10 protein-coding genes and 1 tRNA gene are annotated in these 18360 nt (G+C 48.2%); 1 reads left to right on the forward strand and 10 read right to left on the reverse strand.

Going from position 1 to position 18360, the window contains the following annotated elements:
* From LRP54_RS00005 to LRP54_RS00050, 10 genes are all read right to left on the reverse strand, one after another.
* The coding region (locus LRP54_RS00005) for a hypothetical protein (RefSeq protein ID WP_231234531.1) at positions 1 to 2660 on the reverse strand (2660 nt) is incomplete at its 3' end.
* Positions 2661 to 3163: 503 nt separating this feature from the next.
* Positions 3164 to 3676, reverse strand: a complete 513-nt coding sequence (locus LRP54_RS00010) for a MarR family winged helix-turn-helix transcriptional regulator (RefSeq protein WP_231205248.1) — start codon at positions 3674 to 3676, stop codon at positions 3164 to 3166.
* A 288-nt stretch (positions 3677 to 3964) separates the two neighbouring features.
* The gene (locus LRP54_RS00015) at positions 3965 to 7162 is read right to left on the reverse strand and encodes a DEAD/DEAH box helicase (protein ID WP_231234532.1); all 3198 of its coding nucleotides are present in this window, start codon (positions 7160 to 7162) and stop codon (positions 3965 to 3967) included.
* A gap of 165 nt (positions 7163 to 7327) precedes the next feature.
* Positions 7328 to 9295: a carboxypeptidase-like regulatory domain-containing protein gene (locus tag LRP54_RS00020; RefSeq protein ID WP_231234533.1), complete on the reverse strand. Its 1968-nt coding sequence runs from the start codon at positions 9293 to 9295 to the stop codon at positions 7328 to 7330.
* A gap of 501 nt (positions 9296 to 9796) precedes the next feature.
* Positions 9797 to 9873, reverse strand: a tRNA-Met gene (locus LRP54_RS00025).
* A 152-nt stretch (positions 9874 to 10025) separates the two neighbouring features.
* The gene (locus tag LRP54_RS00030) at positions 10026 to 11096 is read right to left on the reverse strand and encodes a YeiH family protein (protein ID WP_231234534.1); all 1071 of its coding nucleotides are present in this window, start codon (positions 11094 to 11096) and stop codon (positions 10026 to 10028) included.
* Positions 11097 to 11238: 142 nt separating this feature from the next.
* The gene (locus LRP54_RS00035) at positions 11239 to 12375 is read right to left on the reverse strand and encodes an acyltransferase (protein WP_231234535.1); all 1137 of its coding nucleotides are present in this window, start codon (positions 12373 to 12375) and stop codon (positions 11239 to 11241) included.
* A gap of 115 nt (positions 12376 to 12490) precedes the next feature.
* Positions 12491 to 15001 carry a GDSL-type esterase/lipase family protein gene (locus LRP54_RS00040; RefSeq protein WP_231234536.1) on the reverse strand — a complete coding sequence of 837 codons (2511 nt, stop codon included), beginning with the start codon at positions 14999 to 15001 and terminating at the stop codon, positions 12491 to 12493.
* A gap of 11 nt (positions 15002 to 15012) precedes the next feature.
* The gene (locus tag LRP54_RS00045) at positions 15013 to 15549 is read right to left on the reverse strand and encodes a hypothetical protein (protein ID WP_231234537.1); all 537 of its coding nucleotides are present in this window, start codon (positions 15547 to 15549) and stop codon (positions 15013 to 15015) included.
* A gap of 200 nt (positions 15550 to 15749) precedes the next feature.
* Positions 15750 to 16391 carry a GntR family transcriptional regulator gene (locus LRP54_RS00050; protein WP_269212656.1) on the reverse strand — a complete coding sequence of 214 codons (642 nt, stop codon included), beginning with the start codon at positions 16389 to 16391 and terminating at the stop codon, positions 15750 to 15752.
* Positions 16392 to 16624: 233 nt separating this feature from the next.
* Between LRP54_RS00050 and LRP54_RS00055 the strand changes: the two genes are divergently transcribed.
* Positions 16625 to 18358, forward strand: a complete 1734-nt coding sequence (locus LRP54_RS00055) for an alpha/beta hydrolase (RefSeq protein ID WP_231234539.1) — start codon at positions 16625 to 16627, stop codon at positions 18356 to 18358.
* Positions 18359 to 18360: the final 2 nt, after the last annotated feature.

Consider the following 18360-nt stretch of genomic DNA (forward strand, 5'->3'; position numbering starts at 1 on the left):
TCACCACCAGACCTCAACCACGTACGAGGCAAATACTCATCCCGCTGATTCGGCACCACCTTATGATCCCCAGCCTGCGGCAACACATCCAACAACGTCAACGCCTCAATAGCCGTCAAACCCGTATTCGCCACCGAATACCGATAAAAAACAGAACCACCCAAATCCTGAGCAGGAGCAGACAAACTCCACCCATGCCCATCCAAAGACACCGACTTCTTCGGAACCAACTCCGCCGGAGGAGTAAAGACAATACGCATTTCGGAGCGCATGAAGCTCTCATTCGTATTTCCATCATCGTCCAGATCTAGCTGGTCTGTGTAAGTATTCGAGTTCCAGGTGTTACCCGCTGGCTTTACTAAATCATTGTTATCCCACAACGTGTAATACTCAACGAGGTTAACTTTGGGATTCATTTCCGCGTACAGTGTCGTATCCAAATCAAAATTGGAACGGACTCCCAGGGATGACCAGTCACCGTTTCCGTAACGTGACTCAACATCGCCATAGTTATACACCAGCGCGGTACGACCCGAATTCTTAAAATTCTGTATAACGGTCGGCTCAATCGGCTTCGGCAAAGCCTGACCATACATCCACGAACCTGTTGTGCGCAGATAATTCACACCCGGAGGCAACACCACCAGGTGACGCACATTACGGATAGGCTCATCTAGAGCACCCCACCTGCCAGAGACATTCGAATTCACATGATAATTACGCACACGCCCACAATTTTGCGGCGTAATAGTCGCAACCGTCAGATTCTCACCACTCGAATCCCTCTTATTCTCACAATTCTCATACACAATCGACATATCAGAATTAACGAGGCCCCACTGCGATCCAGTGAACATGCCCAGCGTAGGGGTAATGCCGTTGATGTACACATCATTATCCCAACGCCAGTGACCTGGTTCCGTCATCCTGACAACGGAAGCATCTGGGCTACCTAATGACACTTGGCCATCAGCATCATTAATATAGGACTGCTGCCCTTGATAGCCTTCTGCTTTCCACTTGGCTACTTCTTCTGCTACCGGATAAGCAGAAATAAGTAGTCGGTAGCGAACGTTATCCAATTCCAACGGTGTGGTGAAAGCTAAACGCAGGGCTTTATACTGACGTTGTTGGTCGCCAATCTCAATCCGCTGCCCCATCTTCACATCACGGGCAAGCTCAACCTCACTATCATCATCTTTCACACCATATAAAACATTCGAAACAGCATTGAATTTTGCAATCCAATCAGCTTTGCTCAATGGATTATCATTAATTGAATAGCTCGCTGTTTCATCCAGGCGGAAAGAGTTGTAGTACATTCTGGGGTCAAGCCCATAGTCACGGAATTCACGGTAATAACTCTTAACACCGCTGCCTTGTGCTGGTTTTCCATCAACTTCCGCAAGCTTGTTATTTATATTAGAGAAATCAATTCGCCAACGGATAAGATCCTTCTGCTCATCTGCAGCATTAATAGCTTCTTTGTCGGTGCCGCGATAGAACTTTTCATTGTAGTAGGTGAAATTTCGGTCAACTACCCACTTCGAGATTTCGTTGCGCCCCTCTGGTTTCGGTGGCACATACAGAACAGGCCTAAATGTAGCTGCGGCAGTGGTTTCTGGTAGCTGTTGCTCACTGGAGAGGCCCGGATCAACTGTCGCTACCATAGTGTTCACGTGTTTTAATTGTTCAGCTTTCGTAGCATCTGTGTACACGCGCGCGTTATTGAATTTCAAGAAAATCTGCTTGTAGTAGCCACCACATTCATTCTGGAAGTAGGCTTTCCCTTCCCACGTGGCACTATGGCTTGACTCATCGTATGTCCAGCCTTCTGAAAGTGAACGTTCAGCTAAAGTTGCATCCTCTGGCAGTTTATCGACGAATTTTACCTTTGTCGGTTGGAAGCGACCGGTACCTGAAGGAGCAGCTTCATTGCCAGCAGGTTTTACGCACAGTTCATATTGGAACACCCTGTTCCAATTCGCAGGCGTATGAGTATCATCGGTGCCTTCACGGTAAGTGAAATCTGCCTCGGAATAGAATGCACCTCGCGGCTTTTCGAGGTGCCGATCCCAGGTCCAGATGGTTCGTTTTGAGGGAGTAAACTTATCAGCAGCCTTCGCAGTGAAAGTGACTGAATCTTCCTTGATGACTCGACCATCTTCGCCAATCAGTTTCCATGTAGGAGTAACTGTGATGCCGGTAGGCGTAACGTGGTTTCTGAAGTTAAAAGAAAATGGAACCGCTGTTTTCAAGCCACCCGTGATTTTATCGAAACTGTAATCAATACACCAGGCGTCATCTGTTTCTCGACGAGTTGAGCCTTGCGCCTGTGAGGAGTCCACAAATCCTGGCTTCTCCAGATAGTTAGATTTCGGCACGCACAGTTCAAGTTTGGCATTCGGAATATTCACGCCTGTACCTGAAACAGCGAACTGCGGATACATATTAATGATCTCGCCCGACCAGTATTCCAGTTTTTTCTCGCGCCCCTGCGCAGAATCAACCGTGTCAAGAACCAGTTTCAGGTTCTGAGTCTCATCAGCATGTGCAACATTTACACCAGGTAAGCCCTGTAATAAGGGCTGAGCCAGTACTGCAAAAGTCACAGCAATAGCTACTAGAGGCATACGGATAAAGCGAGGCATTTTATACATGAGGCAAAGACTACAGTTACCCCCCCCCGACTCAAGATTTTGAAAAATCTACTAGACCAGCATTTTTTGAAACAGGCGAAACCCTCAAGTGAAAATGGCTAATTTTCAAGCAAAAGAAAAAGTACCCCCCCCCCCGCCTTAATTTATTTGTTGAAAATCACAGCATATCTCAGGGGGCGAGCAGCGTATTTGAGACAGCGAAAATTTTCTTTGACATACCCACCGTACGCCCTCATGCACTCCCCCTCCCCAAAAAACAAATCGCACGCACCTGTAAGCCCAGGCCCAACGCGCATAAAACTTCAGTATCTGCGTATCAAGCGCAAGTCATAGATCCCAGAATCGCCCTTTTATATTGTTCAAGCCAAAAGATTCAGTCCGCCAGCAATCAAAGGAGCGGCATAACATTCCGGGCACATAAAAGGTGGGGCCCAAAAACACTCATGTTTTTAGGCCCCACCTGTCGATATATCAGAAAGTATCAGTGCTTTCGTAAGAAAACCCTAAGCTTTCTCATCATAAACAGAAGCTAAATGCCCTTCAATATCATTGAAAATATCCACCAAGGCATCTACTTTGTCTTCTTCAAGTTCACGTATGATGAGTTCGCGTACAAGTTCTTGATGCAGCTCGTAAGCACGGTGTACGACATCCATGCCTTGTTCAGTTAGCGACACCAAAACTGCGCGAGCGTCCTCTTGACTTTGAACGTGAGCGATATATCCATCTTTCGTTAATTGCGTGACAAGATAAGTGACGCGTGAGGGCGAGTAGTACACGTGGGCGGCTAGCTGCCCCATCCGCATCGAACGATCTGGGACTGCATGCAAAGCAATGAGAATGTTGTAGTCAGCAAGACTAATACTCAGCTTCTTTTTCAATCGGTCTTCAAGGGCATTTTGCAGGCATACTGTTGCCCGAAAGAAAGTATGCCAAGCTCGAGACCGAGCATCACAGTGCCCATCGGGTGAACTACTTTTCATATCCATACATGTACGTTCTTTTTCAGGTGACATAGGGTAAAGTTACCTAATTTTCACGCATTTTGTTCTGTTCACACACAGAAATTCTCTTTTTCTTTCATGAATTACACTATTTGATTCCCAAAAATAGGACCATCAGTATATGCCGCCTTCAGGGAGTAGTACATGAAATCCCCTCATTCTTTCAATCCAACACATACAGCAGCTCCCCTCATTTGCTACTTCTCTTACTTTTACGTCCAGTCCTTCATGTGAGAAAGAAAGGTGAGGCGCACATAAGTATGTATCAGATTCCATTGATGAGGCTCATCACGACTTCTCTTATTTCCCATCAGGGAAAACACCTATCAGTTCTTTCAGCTCAGCCATTGTGATACGCGCACCTGATGCTCCACCATCAACAACGGCACTCACCAGTTTGCGCTTCTTTTCTTGCAGGGCAACGACTTTTTCTTCAATTGTTCCACTGGCCGCTAAACGATACACGTGTACTTTCTTTGTCTGACCGATCCTGTGTGCCCGATCAATTGCTTGTTCTTCAGCTGCAGGATTCCACCACGGATCCATGAGGAATACGTAATCTGCTTCCGTTAAAGTCAGGCCTGTTCCACCAGCTTTCAGTGAAATAAGAAACACAGGAGCCTCGCCTTCCCTGAAACGCTGAATAACCTCCTCACGATGGCGTGTTCCCCCATCTAATTGAACAACCTGATAGCCTCGGCGCTCCACGGCTTGACGTATCCTCAATAAAAATGATGTGAATTGACTGAAAATTAGCACTCGATGCCCACGTGGAATGATCTCATCCAAACGCTCTGTTAAAAATTCAATTTTTGCCGAACCTACAGATGACAATGCAGGATCAACCAAAGCAGGATCTAAAGCCAGTTGCCGCAATCGCGTAATCGAAGCCAAAATATCCATTCGATGCGAGTTAAAATCATCCATCAACCCCAAAAGCTGAGCACGTTCACGCATCAAATACTGGTCATAAATATGTTGATGTTCTTCACCCAGCTGAAGCGAAATGAGGTTCATGCTTTTTTCTGGTAGTTCCTCAGCAACTTCTTCTTTTGTTCGGCGCAAAATAAATGGCTGAGTCAAGGCATGTAAATGTGTAAGCACGTCACTGCTGTCACCATTTTCAATAGGACGTCGTATTTTCGTATCGAAAATTTTACGTGCCGGCAGCAAGCCAGGACAGGTCAGCGAGAGTAAAGACCACAGATCCGTTAAAGAATTCTCCACAGGGGTACCTGTTACTGCGAAACACCAAGGAGTGTGAATTTTTCTCAGGGCACGGTAAATCGCTGTTGTGGGGTTTTTCGTTGCCTGCGCTTCATCTAAGACAAGCCCTCCCCACTGGTGTTGCGCCCATATTTCAGCATTCAAACGCATAATCGTGTATGACATGACAACAATATCTGCTGTTGTTTCTTTTATGCTGTCTTTATCGACTTGACGTGTTGAGGTAATGGTTTCCACAGCAAGCTGAGGGAAGAATCGCTGTGCTTCGTTACGCCATGTGGGAACCACTGAAGTCGGAGCTACGACAAGTATTGGCCTGCGGCTTTCCGTATCAACACGGGCGCATATGGCAGCAAATGCGGAGAGCATTTGCATAGTTTTCCCTAGTCCCATGTCATCAGCCAGTATTCCGCCTAGGCCAAGAAGTGCCCGTGAAGTCAACCATTCGTGCCCTTGTATTTGATAGGGGCGTAATACGTCAGCAATATGTGGTAGCGGCTTAAGCGAAGCCTCGGCCGTATTCTCTGTACGTAATGCAGCAACACGCTGCTGCCATTCGTCTGATACTTCAATATAGTCAGCGAGTTCTTCTATTTCATTCCACAACCCCACATGGATCATGCGTAATGCGGGGGCAGGCGCCTCTGCTTGTGTTAAGAGTTCTGCTGCTGCAATGAGTTCTTGAAGGTATTCAAGTTTCGGGTGATGTAACGACACCCAGTGCCCATTGCTGTACACATGTTCTTCACCGTTGTTGAGCGCTGTGAGGATTTCTGATAAGGAAATTTCATATCCGTACACGTCGATGGTGGCTCGTAGATCAAACCAATCGCGTGTCTCTGAGTCCTCAAGATGGACACGAAGGGTGAGTGCTTCAGGGGAATCAAGGGTGAGTTTGTGGATGTCCTGGCTTATATCCCATGTCAGATGTGGGTCTTGTATACGTGCGACTACTTCATTCATGTACCGGTCTTTTTCCCATCCGGGGATTTTACGTTCCCGTAGTTCCTCCTCCCACAAATCTGGTGGGCATAGTGCGCGCCCACGCTGAGTAATTGTTGAGATAATTCTGGAAAGCTCAGGATCTTTCACCTGCGATTCAAGGGGGCTTCTGAAGCTTTGTCCAGCGATTTCGTATTCAGACCACCATCGGATCACGATATTGCCCTCTGTGTCAGTTCGCAGGGTAGCTATCACGTGAATGTGGGTAATGGATTCTGAATTCCATGTGTTATCTGTGCTAATAACGGGAATATATGAGGTAAGTATGGGTAACCATTGCGAATGAAATTCTGGGATGTCGCGCAGAGGAATTTTTAGCTGCTGTGAGCTGAATTTTTTGTAGGCTTCATTGACAGCGATTCGTGCGAGGCTATAACGGTCCTGAAGGACGATCAGGTGTGTGTCCGTATTGATACAGGCTGCTGAGCGTGACTGGTCCTTATGGGTTGCGGCGCTGCGTAAAGTCAGGGCTTCTTCAGAAAGTGATACGTCGCAGCATATTTCCCATAGTTCAGGCGATAAATGTAACGGTTCTGGTGGTGTGAGGCTGCCAAGGAGTGTCATGCCGGATCGTTGTAGGGAACATAACCATTCCCATGCTTTTTCACCTAGATCATTCAAAGATACATCGTTGCGTGATTTCCATTGATTCCCTTGATGAGCGATTGCGTATCCTTCACGTAGGAGTGCCACGTGAGTGGGATTCAAGTCGAGCGTGACTGATTCCCATTGAGTAGTGGTGATATCTGCCCAACTTGCTCGTTTTGTTGTCCAATCAACTCTTTGTCCTTGACGCAGTGGAGACACGATGATGTGCTGTGGGTCAGAGGTATCAACCAGTAAGCCCATTGGTTGGCCTTGAGCGCCTGAAGGGGAACCGACGAGATCCGTTAGGCACCTGCGCCATATGTGGGTGGCTTGTTCGTTGGGGTTATGTGATTCTGCAGCTTTTTCTGTTGCGCGGCGTTCTGCGTCCCGTATGGCTAATGTAAGCGCAACTGCATGGCGACAATCTTGTCCTAACGGACAGGCACATGTGAGGTTGAGGTGGTGTTTCGTCGTGTCGAGAGCAACCCATGCACTGTAGGTCAGTCCTGGACCACGTACACGTCCTCGTATTTTTCCCTCTGGGGTGTCTGTCATATCGAGGACACGTTCACCGGTGTAGTCTCGCAGTCCTTTTCCCCATGTAGCTGGGCCGACTTTTTTCATAATGTCGCTGTCAGTAAGAGCCGCTATGTGTACTCGTATTTGATCAGCAGAAGACATTTTTTCATTGTACGCCATAGGTGTATTGCTTACTGGCAGCAGATTGTGAGGGTTTGAGGGTGTGAAGGATACGAATGTGGGGCGCGTAGAGTTTTTCTCTATCGCACCCCATATCCGTATTGAGTTGGTGTGGCTATGTGTGCCGCATGATTTGATCGGTTATTTTTACTCGCTTGCCTTACGACGCGGCATGAAACGACCAAGTACTAAGCCAGCGCCCAGAACACCGAGCATCAATGGCACGGTGAGGATACCTGTTTTGGCTAGTCCTCCCTGTTTGCCACCGTAGGTCTGAGTCTGAGGGGAAGGATCTGTTGGTTGTGCCGCTGGATCGGTCACTGGTTTGCCGTCAACAGTCGGTACAGGATGACCTTCCGGCTGCCCACCTGTTTGAGGGAGTATCGGCATGTCCTCATATACAGCTTCAAATTTGAGGTCGCCGTTTACGATGTTCCGTGCAATCAAGCTGAAAGCATCGGGGTAAATCACACCGGCAACGTCACGCCAGCCAACAAATTTCTTGCCCGGCTTGGGGTTGACCATCGGTAGTTCAGGAATGTAGGAGCCTTCTTTCAGTGAAATCATGCTTTCACCGGGCAGTTCTCCGTCCTCACGTGGGTCAAAGGTTACGTTGTGCTTTTTGGGTTCACCTGATTCGATCTTCTTGAATTTTGCGATGTAACGGTGATCTGCTGTGTGTGGTGTGGAAAGAATATTATTGTCAGGAACCACATTGAGTGCTGGGGTGTCGAACCATCCGAGGAATTCGTAGCCTTCTTTAGGGGTTACTTGAGGCAAAGTGGTGACGCCTGCAGCGTTGAGGCTATTGCCTGCTTCAGGTAAGGGGATTTCTTTCACCAAGTCGGTGGTGCCTGTCAGTGATCCGTAATCGCCTGGAACCTCAAAAGAGACGGTTGGTTTTGCTGCTTCTGGAACGAACTTCGCATAGAGTGTGCGCGTACCGAAAGCTTTCCTGTTGAGGATTTCATCATCAGAGATCACGTTCATGGATAGGTCTGCGATCCATCCAACAAATTTGTAGCCGGGCTTTGCTTGCACTGTTGGCAGGGTCCAGCCTTTAGAAGCGATTGAATCTACGTTTCCTTCAATTGGGTAGGTTGCTGTTACTCCAGTTTCATTAAAAGCAGTGAGGGTGCCTTTATCCTGTTCGGTCACGAAGTTCATTTTGTTGACAGGGTAGGACCACACGGCTCGGTAGTGTAAATCGCCTGATCCTGGCCTTACCACAATTGATGATGCTGAAGCGTCATCGTATATGCCCTGAGTTTCAGTTGAAACGCTGCCTTCTGGGAATACGAGTTTTTCGGTTTCTTGATCCAAAGTCCAGCCGACGAATTTATATCCGTAGGCTTGTTCGGCAGGTGAAAGTGTGGGACGCACTCCTGCTAAGGAAAGTTTCATACTGTTCAGGCTGGATGCATACAGGATACCGTTCAGCAGTGCTCGGGTTTCCCCAGCATTTTCATCAACAATTAAGCCGCCGCCATCAGGGAAGATGGTAGCGCTCTTTGTTGTTTCATTGTCACCATAGTGGCCAATTTCTGAACGAACAGAAGCGCCTACCATGTTGTAGATCAAGTACCAGGCTAAAGAAGAATCTGTTTGTTCTGTGTGTTCTGGATTGCTTTGCGTTACTTCAATAGCGGGGCTTTCGTCTTCAAGAATTTGCTGGCGAACTCCGTTATCAATCCGGTTAGCGGTAGTTGCAGGGAATTGAAGAAGGTAATCTGTGATTCCTGCGAAGTCACGGGAAATACGCAGTTTATATGTTCCGTAAGGGAGGTTATCAAAACGTACGACACCGTTCTCAAGGGTCTTTGTTTCTAGGACAGTACCTGTCCCGTCAAGGAGGGATACTGCCAGAGGTTCACCGATACGAGGAATTCCCAATTCAGCGATTGTGGAACCAGTATTTTTTAGCAGGGTGTTGTTTTCATCCATCAAAGGGTTAATGACCCGATTAACTGTTGCTTCAATAACACCTGGTCCTGTTGTTGCTGCATTCTCATCACCGGTGTCAGCTAATGCTGATTGTGTCAGCCAGGTGTTCGCAAGCAACCCCATTGCAAGAATCGCAACGATTCCGCCGCGCAGACGCTTCAAAATTTTCATTCCTTCACCCTGTATTCCTCAGTGGCACTCCAACAAATCCTGTCGAAAGCGCTTGCATCATGCAGGAGCCTTCGCAGACATCAAAACCGTGTAAATATGAATGTTTCGTAATACAGCAGCGATCTTGAAAGAATTCATAAAAATTTATACGGCCCTGTGAGCAGAATACATGATGAGATTATTCAGCGCTTGACTAAGAGGGAAGATCAATAATATAAATTTACTTTTTTAAGTTTGCGTCGCTGTTATGCGTAGTTTTTCCGCTAAAATAGCACTCTTTCACACAAGCATGAAAAAGGACACATTGCTACTTCCCTACCTCTTATGGTATTGATTACCGTAACCTTCGATCCGACTCTAGATTCTGACGAAAGTTGGGCTTGAGACAGCGTTTTGGCCTGTAAGCCGTCAAAAAACAGGGAATAAGGCCGAAAAGCAACCCATTAGGGCAAAACAAAACCCGGCATCTCAGCGAATTTTCGCTTGAATACCGGGCTTTTCTGGTAGCGGGGACAGGATTCGAACCTGCGACCTCCGGGTTATGAGCCCGGCGAGCTACCGAACTGCTCCACCCCGCGTCGGTAGGATTAAGACTACTCTGAGTCCATAAGTCTCCACAAATGGAAACGTGGTGAGATGAATCATGTGTTCCCCCATATATATGTGCTCACATAAACGCCTCACAGAATCGCCGTGACAAAGTTCGGCATTTTTACAAAAGCACACTCGCTTAGAAGAATGTTTGCGTCACCAGAATTGTCAGCACCAGTAAAAGCGATGAAGCCAGGAAACTCGCCACAACAGCTCGCCCACCTTCACGTAGGATCGCTCCGAAATTCACGTTGATGCCAAGAGCAGCCATCGCCATACCAAGGACAATATATGCGACATCAACAAAAGCTGAGGCGTGCGTATGCAACGCAGACACATATGTTCCTAAAACTGAGGCAATAATAAAGCCCAGCATGAACCAGGGAAACATGATTTTGCGTTTTGTGGAGCTTTTTTCTTTGACCTGCGTTTTATCCCACCACAGCGCAATAGCTATTGCGGCGACAACAAGCATGAGGACACGACTGAGTTTCATAATCGTTGCGGCAGCTAAAGCTGTTTCACCAAAAGCTCCACCCACTGCTACAGCATGAGCTATTTCATGCAAGCTTGCCCCTGCTACTATGCCTTGCTGCTGCTCAGTAAGTCCAAGTAAGGGAAAAATGAGGATATCAATGAGGGCAAAAAGCGTTCCCATAATGGCAACAGTCGCAACTGCCATTACTTCATTATTTTCTTTTTCATCTGCTTGGTCTGCAGGAACAGTAATAGAGCCTGATATGCCCATGACTGCTGCTGCACCGCAAATGCTTGTCCCACCAGCGGTGAGGACAGCTAAGAGTGGACTGACTTTCAAAGCCCGAGCTAGTGCGTATGTGCCGATCGTTGTCAGTGCAACAATGGCCGCAGCAAAAGGTAAGGATCTGAGTCCTTGTGTGAAGAGGACATGAAGGTTGAGTTTGAATCCGAGGAGGATAATGCCTAAGCGCAGCAGTTTATTTGCTATTAAACCTGCTGAGGCTTTAACACCCAGCTGTCGCACAGATTTTGATGAGGTGTACCATCTGCGCACGGGAAATTGAAGCAGCATACCGATCAGCAGGGCGACGATAAGAGCACCGAATAAGGAAAATACTGGAAACCTTTTCGCATAGCTCCCTGCTATGGATGCAAGGAAGGTGATGACAGCAACGAGAAGCATATCGACGGAGATGACACGTTGCCACCATTTTTGACAAAAGGTTTTCATAACATTCATCTAACACGATGAAAGCAGCCTAATCAAATGGCTTGTTGGCAGAATGTGAAAATACCAGTCATGCGCATATTCGACGCATTGAAGGTTGATAGTTTTTCCACTTACTTATGGGGGGTATTTATATGGGGCTTATTTAGTTGAGGCGTGTTCTTTTATTCAATGTTTCTTTTATAGCGTCCATGAGGCGTTGTGCAGGGGTAACAAGCGCTTTATTCACAAGAACTGAGAATACGAGTGAAACAATAAGTACGAAAATACACAGGATGACGCATCCGCCAACTTTGAGCACACTGGTATCGGTGTATGTTTCCAGATATTGGGCTGTTGGAATTAATACCATCATGTGACAAAGGTAGACACCAAATGAATGTCGGGCGATGAAACTTATGAGCCTGTTTTCTTTTATGTTCGCGCAGGCATTCAGAAGAAATACGTAAACTGCGAGGGCTGTGATGATAAAGAGGGGTGAAGTGTCTTGCGCGTTGATGTTGTATCCGCGCAGTATGAGGTAGCAGTCCAGAAGGTAGGTCCCGATTCCACAGATATAGAGAATTATTCGATATTTTCTTTCACAGAAAAGGGTATTGACAAAAGCTCCTATGCAGAAAACGAAAAAGAAACCACTGATAGGCAAGCTAAGGCTGAATTGGTATCCAAGATTTGTGAATAGGGTTGCTGCTGTTTGGTAAGCCAAGCCGATGATGAGTAAAGATTTTTGCGCGAAAGGCGTGAGTGTGTTCAATCCTTTCGATACGAAAGGTGTCATGAGCAGGTAGCCGATAAGTACGTAGATGAACCAGTATTCTGTCGCAGTGAATCCTTCTTTGAGTAGCAGGTTTTTCAGGAAATATCGGGGCACATTCCCTATGTTCTGTATTCCTTCGTACATGAGGACGTTGTAGATACTGCGTATAACGAGGTAGCAGGCCACGGGAATGATGATGCCTTTTGCTCGCGCATACCAAAAATGTGTGAGTTTTTCTTTTGTGTCATAGGCACGTATGTTGAAGTGACCTGACATGAGGAAGAACAGTGGGTTTCCGATAAAGAAAAGTGTTTGTGAGCCGATAAAGAGAAGCTGTAGCGGTCGTGACGTGGAGTTACTGATGAGGATAAGCGAGTGAACTGCAACTACACCGATAATGGCAAGGGCTCTGATGACATCGAATTCGTATTGCCGGTGTGCTTGCGCGGATTTTGTGTCAACAGAAACGCTGTTTTTGCGGGAAACACTCAGGGATTCGTTGAAGTGTCGTGCAGCATCACTCATGTGTTTATTCCGATCAGCTAGGGTTACGGCGTTCATGATAATACGCGATCATGCAAGTGTGGGGGTATGAAGTTTTTTCTTCATACCCCCATTACTTTCTCAAGGCGCAAAGCACCTACATGCCTTGTCGCTTCCTATTCGCGTGAAGCACAAAACCTGTAGAGAAGATCAAAAGCGCTACAGCAGAAATTAACAGAGGGGTACTACCAGTATGAGCAAGTATGCGTGTATTGGTTTTCTCTGCGTGGTTCTCTGGTGTAATTACTGATGTTCCTAAGTTGTGCGTGTCCTGCGCAGAAAGCTCAGGATCAGACTGAGCGAGGATTTCAAAAGTGTACTCGGCCTGTTGTCCGTTCTGTGCTGAAGCGATCACTCGGTGTTTGCCTAATGGGAAATCTTTTGGAACAGCCCAGCGCAATACGGCTGTACCATCAGCACTCACATGAGCTGTGCCAGCGACATGCGGCTCCGAGTGAACAGTGAAGGTCACTTCCTGTCCTACTGCAAAACCGTGTGCAGTGAAAGTGATATCTGATCCGACCTCGACTTGAGGCAGTGAGGTCATCACACTGACCGGAGCCAAAGGCGCTGGCGTGGGATCGTCCTGAGGCAAAGGTGCTGGCGTGGGATCGTCCTGAGGCAAAGGCGCAGGCATAGGATCGTCCTGAGGTAACGGTGCTGGCTTGGGATCGTCCTGCGGCAAAGGCGCAGGCTTGGGTTCACCATAAGGAAACTCATCGCACACGTCACCAATTCCGTCACCATCGGAATCAGCCTGGTCTTCATTAGGGTGCGCAGGGCAGTTATCAGCGGCATCATCAATCAGATCACCGTCACGTGTGACAATCAGCGGCGCAGTGGCCGTCGCTGTCTTTCCATAGCTATCGGTTACACGCAAAGTGATGGTGGTATTGACCGGAGCAGTGAAAAGCGCGGAGTGAATAGGTTGGGCCGTATTTCCAGCATCTGTTCTGCTGATAACTTCAAATACGCCGTCACCGTCAAGATCCCATTCATAAGAGACAATCGGACCTTCAGCAGCAAATGATCCAGAAGCGTTAAATTCGATGTTTTCACCGATTCGCGCGGGCGCAATGGATGTAATATTTGCTGTTGGTGCCTCAACGATAAGAGGTTTAAGTGTCCGTGCTGTCGTGACGTGTCCACCAGTATTCAAGGCGAGGTTCTTTATCGACTCATCGGTGTTCTCATCTGGGTCGATAACGAGGAACTCCACAACATCCGCATTAAAAGCGCTGCGGAGAATCGCATCCCAATCTGGCGTTGAATTTTCGTCAACGTTAATTTCTGCATCACCTAGCAGGATGACAACTTTTCGCGCATCGGCATTCCAAGGGCTACGAACAGCTGTTTCGAGAGCAGTGTATGTGGACAGGCCGCCACCAGCTTCGCTCGTGGTTGTCACTGTTTCTAATGTGCTTACTAGTTCGTCAGCATTGGAGAAAAAGACCCCGTTTTGAGTCACTGCGGCATGAGGGTCATCAGTATTACGGAAAGTGATGAGGCCGAACCTTGCGTTCTTTCCGCCTTCAGTGGCTTTTCGCGTAACTTCAGTGCTGATACGACGGATTTGTTTTTTCAAGTCATTGAAGGAATCTTTTGTCTCAGTGGAGTCTTCAAGGACGAAAACAACATCGACATCCTTTGAGAAGGATCGAGTGGTGCGCACCGACTGTGGGATTCCGACCTTTTCTTGGAGGAGTTTACCTATTTCCTCGTGACCTGTGATATTGGGATGGTACCAGTGGGAAATTTCAGTGAGGCCTGTTCCTTTGGATGTAGTGTTTCCGTCCGCACCTGTTTTTCCTTCAGTTTCAAAAAATTCATTGATCCAACGTGTCGGATTCTTCTTATACGGGTCCGGGTCAGGTTCATGCCCTGCGAAAAGCACTTCAACGGGAATATATGTCAGACCAACATTGTTGTGTTGTGCAGGATCCCATTCATCTGAGAGGTGTTGCTGCCCTTGGGTTGCTTCTTGACCGAATTGGCGGATTTCTTGAGCTGCAGGGTAGGAGTCATTTCCAAAGAAGGGTTTCAATGTCCAGGTAGTATTTTCTACACTGAGCAGAGGGTAACCAACGAGGACGATTTGAGCGCCGGTACGGACTTTGCTTGCAATTTTCCCTAGCAGTTCTTTCATCTGTTCGACCACTATCGGAAACTGTTCTTTCGCGTTTTTTACTGCTTTCCTACAGGAATTGGGACCTGAAAAAAGTGGAGCAAAACAGGAGCGCACGATATTTTCAAATTGAATGTCATTACCACCGATTGTCAGCATGACAATATCGGATTCAGGATCAAGAGCAGGCAGTTGCGTGTTCAAAACATCTGAAATCACAGCGCCTGAGTGCGCATAATTACGAATCGTCGTGTGAATGCCTTGACGATTCAGCCAGTTTGCGTAGGTGTGTCCCCAGTTCCGAGTCGACCTAAGCGAAGCCTTGGGGCCGTAGTAGGAGCCTGCGCCATTACCAGCTGTGTATGAGTCCCCGATGAGGGATAACGTAAGGTATTTGCCCGTGTCATCGGCATGTGCTGCCGGCGTCAGCGCTGTCGTGACTAGAAATATGGCAATAATGCCACTCAAAAGCTTCTTGAACATAGATTTCATCCTTAGAGGTATTGCATACGAAGGCGAAGAACAACCGAGTTATCATCGGGGTCTTCGGACTCGCCGCTCATCCTTTCTGAATTCGTCAGCTCTGAGCTTTGCTCAGGTTTTACTGTCATGAACAAGGTTTTTCCGGTGTCATCCATGCGGCGTGCACACCACAGGAAATCAGGGGCACACTTTTCGTCAATGGCCCAGCCCTCGCTTGTTACTTTTGTGTGCAGCCGTTGCGAGAGCGCGTCAATTTGATAGGGATTCAGGGATTTAGGAGCCGGTAAAATCTGCGCTTCAACCCATTGTGGGTGGTTTTTTCCAAAGATGGATCGGTGCGCAGATCGATCGACTATGCGAGTGTGGAAGTCACTGTCTTTGATAGCCATTATCTGTTGTGACAGATGGGAAATGCTGTCGGAGGTTCCCCAGTGCTCCTCTCGGCGGCCCCATTCCCATATCCCCCATGATGAGGCGAAAAAGACAAGCAGGGTAATGATCGCAGTGATGCGTCTCCATGAGGTCACTCGTCTTTGCTTTTTCATCATGCGTTCAGTCTACAGTCCCGCTTCCCTAGAGAACCTACTGACACAAAAATTTGTGACAAACATCTGAATAAGTATTTTTCTTTCTTTTCAGGCCTTGACATATGGCCTTTACTGTGCATCCACTTGCACACGCTTAATCATGGGAACAAGAAGAAATGAACAAAGTGGAATACACGAATATACGCAGCGAAAGAAGTTCCCTAAAGTCGAATTGTCCAACGATCTGTGCGCACAAGAGTTACACTAATTGCACGCACAGGGTCTTTACCCCACCGTTGAGTGATACTCAAACATGCCTGAGGTTCATCGAGTTCAAGGAGTTGAGTTTCACGCATATCAGGTAGGCCCATGCCGATATCCGTCTCTGTAATACTCAATCCGTCTTCAGCCAAAATATCGGACAGGCTACGTGTAAGGTCACGACCAAGCAAACCTGTGAAAGCTGAGGCAACCAGCATCGAGTTTTGAACAGCCACTACTTTGTCCCCTACAAAGCGCGTATGGACCATGCGATAGACAAATTCTTCTCCACTCAGGCCCATCTGTTCAAAGGGGTTCCCCGCACTTTCGATTGTCGCAGAAATAAGGCGCGCATTTGCTCCTTTAAGTACGTCAATTCCAGAGCCTTGCAAGGTAAGAGGGTCAACGACGAAAGTACCTCGCCCTCGCTGACCAATGGTTCGTCCTTCATTTGCAAGCATCTCTAGGGCGCGACGAACTGTCATCGGAGCGACTTTGAAATTCTCGGCAAGTTTGGCTTCACTTTCCAGCTTATCGCCGGGGTTCATTCTTTGAATTCGTTGCAAGAGTGCCTCGTACACCGCTGTATATTTTGGCTTCATCTTTCCATTTCACATCCACAAACCCAACACACAATGAGCATCGTTACTTCATCGGGAAAAAGCATCGCCGCCTTCTCAGCACCACATTACCCTACGCTTTCACTTCAGGACAAACCGCATTTTACCGGCGCAAATAGGCTTTTTATCTTCTATCGCTTCACTTGACAAAGCAGAAAGAATAACACTAGGGTAATTTTCGTAAACCATAGGTGTTTTGCATAGTGGAGGTAATGATGCCACACCCTCGTCTTTCCCGTATCGTAAGTGGAAATCCTCAGCGTGGAACAATGATCGCCATGCACGGCGTCACTGACAACGCTGCTTCTCTTTCCGATTTCGCCCAGCACTACAGCACAGAATGGGAAGTGATTTGCCTAGATTCCCTAGGGCACGGACTCTCCCCCGCTTTCACAAGCGATGAACTCACTTCCCCTTTTGAATCCCTCTACCGCGCAGCCCTCACTGAAGTAGCCGCCGCCGCACGTGAAGCTGATGGAACCGTTGTCCTCTACGGTCATTCCCTTGGCGGAGCCATCGCTGCCACAATTGCCCACCGTCACAGCGAACTCGTTAGCGCACTCATCCTTGAGGACCCCGCACTCCTGACCGATGAACAAAGCGAACTTTACGCTTCTTCTGCCAACGAACTCGCCGCACGTCAAGATCTTGTCAGCGCCCACGTAGGCGAAGCAATCGTCGGCCTCATGGAAAACTATCCCTCCTGGCCTCCTTCAGAATACGGCGCATGGGCACAAGGAAAAGTTCAAGTTGATCGTGATTTCGTGCGCACAGGAGTTGTCGGAACTCCACGCGCACATATCCTCAATGAACTGAACGTTCCTACCCTTTTAGTCACCGGAGACGCCGACGATGTTCTTTTCGGCGCTGAAGGCCTCTCAAAAGTCCAAGAAGCCCACAATCCTTTCATTCACTGCGTATTCTTACCCGGAACCACGCATACCGTGCGCCGTGACGCTCCCGCCACTTTCTACGAACGCGCCGATGATTTCCTGGCTTCACTCAACCTACCTGAGCGCCGCCCACCTTTTATCGTCAATGAACTCGCTCATGTTCCCGGTGCGACACCGCCTCAAACCACATGGGACGTACCCGCACTGCGCAAACGCGGCGATGACCTACTCGGCGAAGAATTACCCGAAGTCGAAGGCATCACACGTGAAAGCGTGACATACAAAAACGTGCCAATGCAGGTACATCGCCCTGAAGGGCCAGTGCGTGCAGCAGTACTTTCCATCCATGGCGGCGGTTTTATTGCCGGACGCGCACGCTTTGACGATACTCGCAACGGAGAACTCTCCCATGCCATCGGTTCCGCGCTTGTCGTCAGTCCAGATTATCGTCTTGCGCCAGAACATCCCTTCCCTGCTGGGGTTGAGGATTGCTTAATTGCTTGGGAATACCTCGAAAAGGAAGCACCCGGCGTGCCCGTAATTCTTTACGGTGATAGTGCTGGTGCTGGCCTTGTCAGCCAATGCATCACAGCACTTGCTCGCAAACGCGCTGGCGGCCCGGCCACGGATGCTTCACAGAGCATTGAACGTCGCCTAGATGCCGTTATCTCTATCGAACCATGTATTGACCCGCAGATGACATCTCATTCATACCGCACCTGCAAGGAAGGGCCACTGTGGACCGCCGAGGCAGCAAAACACGCCTGGGCACATTATCTTGGCACGGCACATCCATATGAGGTTCACAGCTCAGTGAACCTGATTGCTGACTTCATGGCACCGACTTTCGTTGTTGTGAATCCAACCGACCCCTTACGCGATGAAGGAATCGCGTGGGCAACCGACCTGGCCGACGCAGGCGTAGCCGTAGAAATGCACATGCTTATGGGGACAATCCACGGTACTCCAGCCACGCTCGGCTCACAAACCTGGGCACATCTGTGCTCGCTCATTTCCCACTTCCTCACCACGAATGTGGCGGGACTAGGAGAATAAAT

The organism is Schaalia sp. lx-100, from assembly GCF_021083625.1.
Taxonomy (GTDB): Bacteria; Actinomycetota; Actinomycetes; order Actinomycetales; family Actinomycetaceae; genus Pauljensenia.

Coding starts and splice junctions, on each gene's coding strand:
- LRP54_RS00020 (WP_231234533.1), bottom strand. CDS start 9,295: ATGAAAATTTTGAAGCGTCTGCGCGGCGGAATCGTTGCGATTCTTGCA.
- LRP54_RS00045 (WP_231234537.1), bottom strand. CDS start 15,549: ATGATGAAAAAGCAAAGACGAGTGACCTCATGGAGACGCATCACTGCG.
- LRP54_RS00050 (WP_269212656.1), bottom strand. CDS start 16,391: ATGAAGCCAAAATATACAGCGGTGTACGAGGCACTCTTGCAACGAATT.
- LRP54_RS00055 (WP_231234539.1), top strand. CDS start 16,625: ATGCCACACCCTCGTCTTTCCCGTATCGTAAGTGGAAATCCTCAGCGT.
- LRP54_RS00015 (WP_231234532.1), bottom strand. CDS start 7,162: ATGTCTTCTGCTGATCAAATACGAGTACACATAGCGGCTCTTACTGAC.
- LRP54_RS00030 (WP_231234534.1), bottom strand. CDS start 11,096: ATGAAAACCTTTTGTCAAAAATGGTGGCAACGTGTCATCTCCGTCGAT.
- LRP54_RS00035 (WP_231234535.1), bottom strand. CDS start 12,375: ATGAGTGATGCTGCACGACACTTCAACGAATCCCTGAGTGTTTCCCGC.
- LRP54_RS00010 (WP_231205248.1), bottom strand. CDS start 3,676: ATGTCACCTGAAAAAGAACGTACATGTATGGATATGAAAAGTAGTTCA.
- LRP54_RS00040 (WP_231234536.1), bottom strand. CDS start 15,001: ATGTTCAAGAAGCTTTTGAGTGGCATTATTGCCATATTTCTAGTCACG.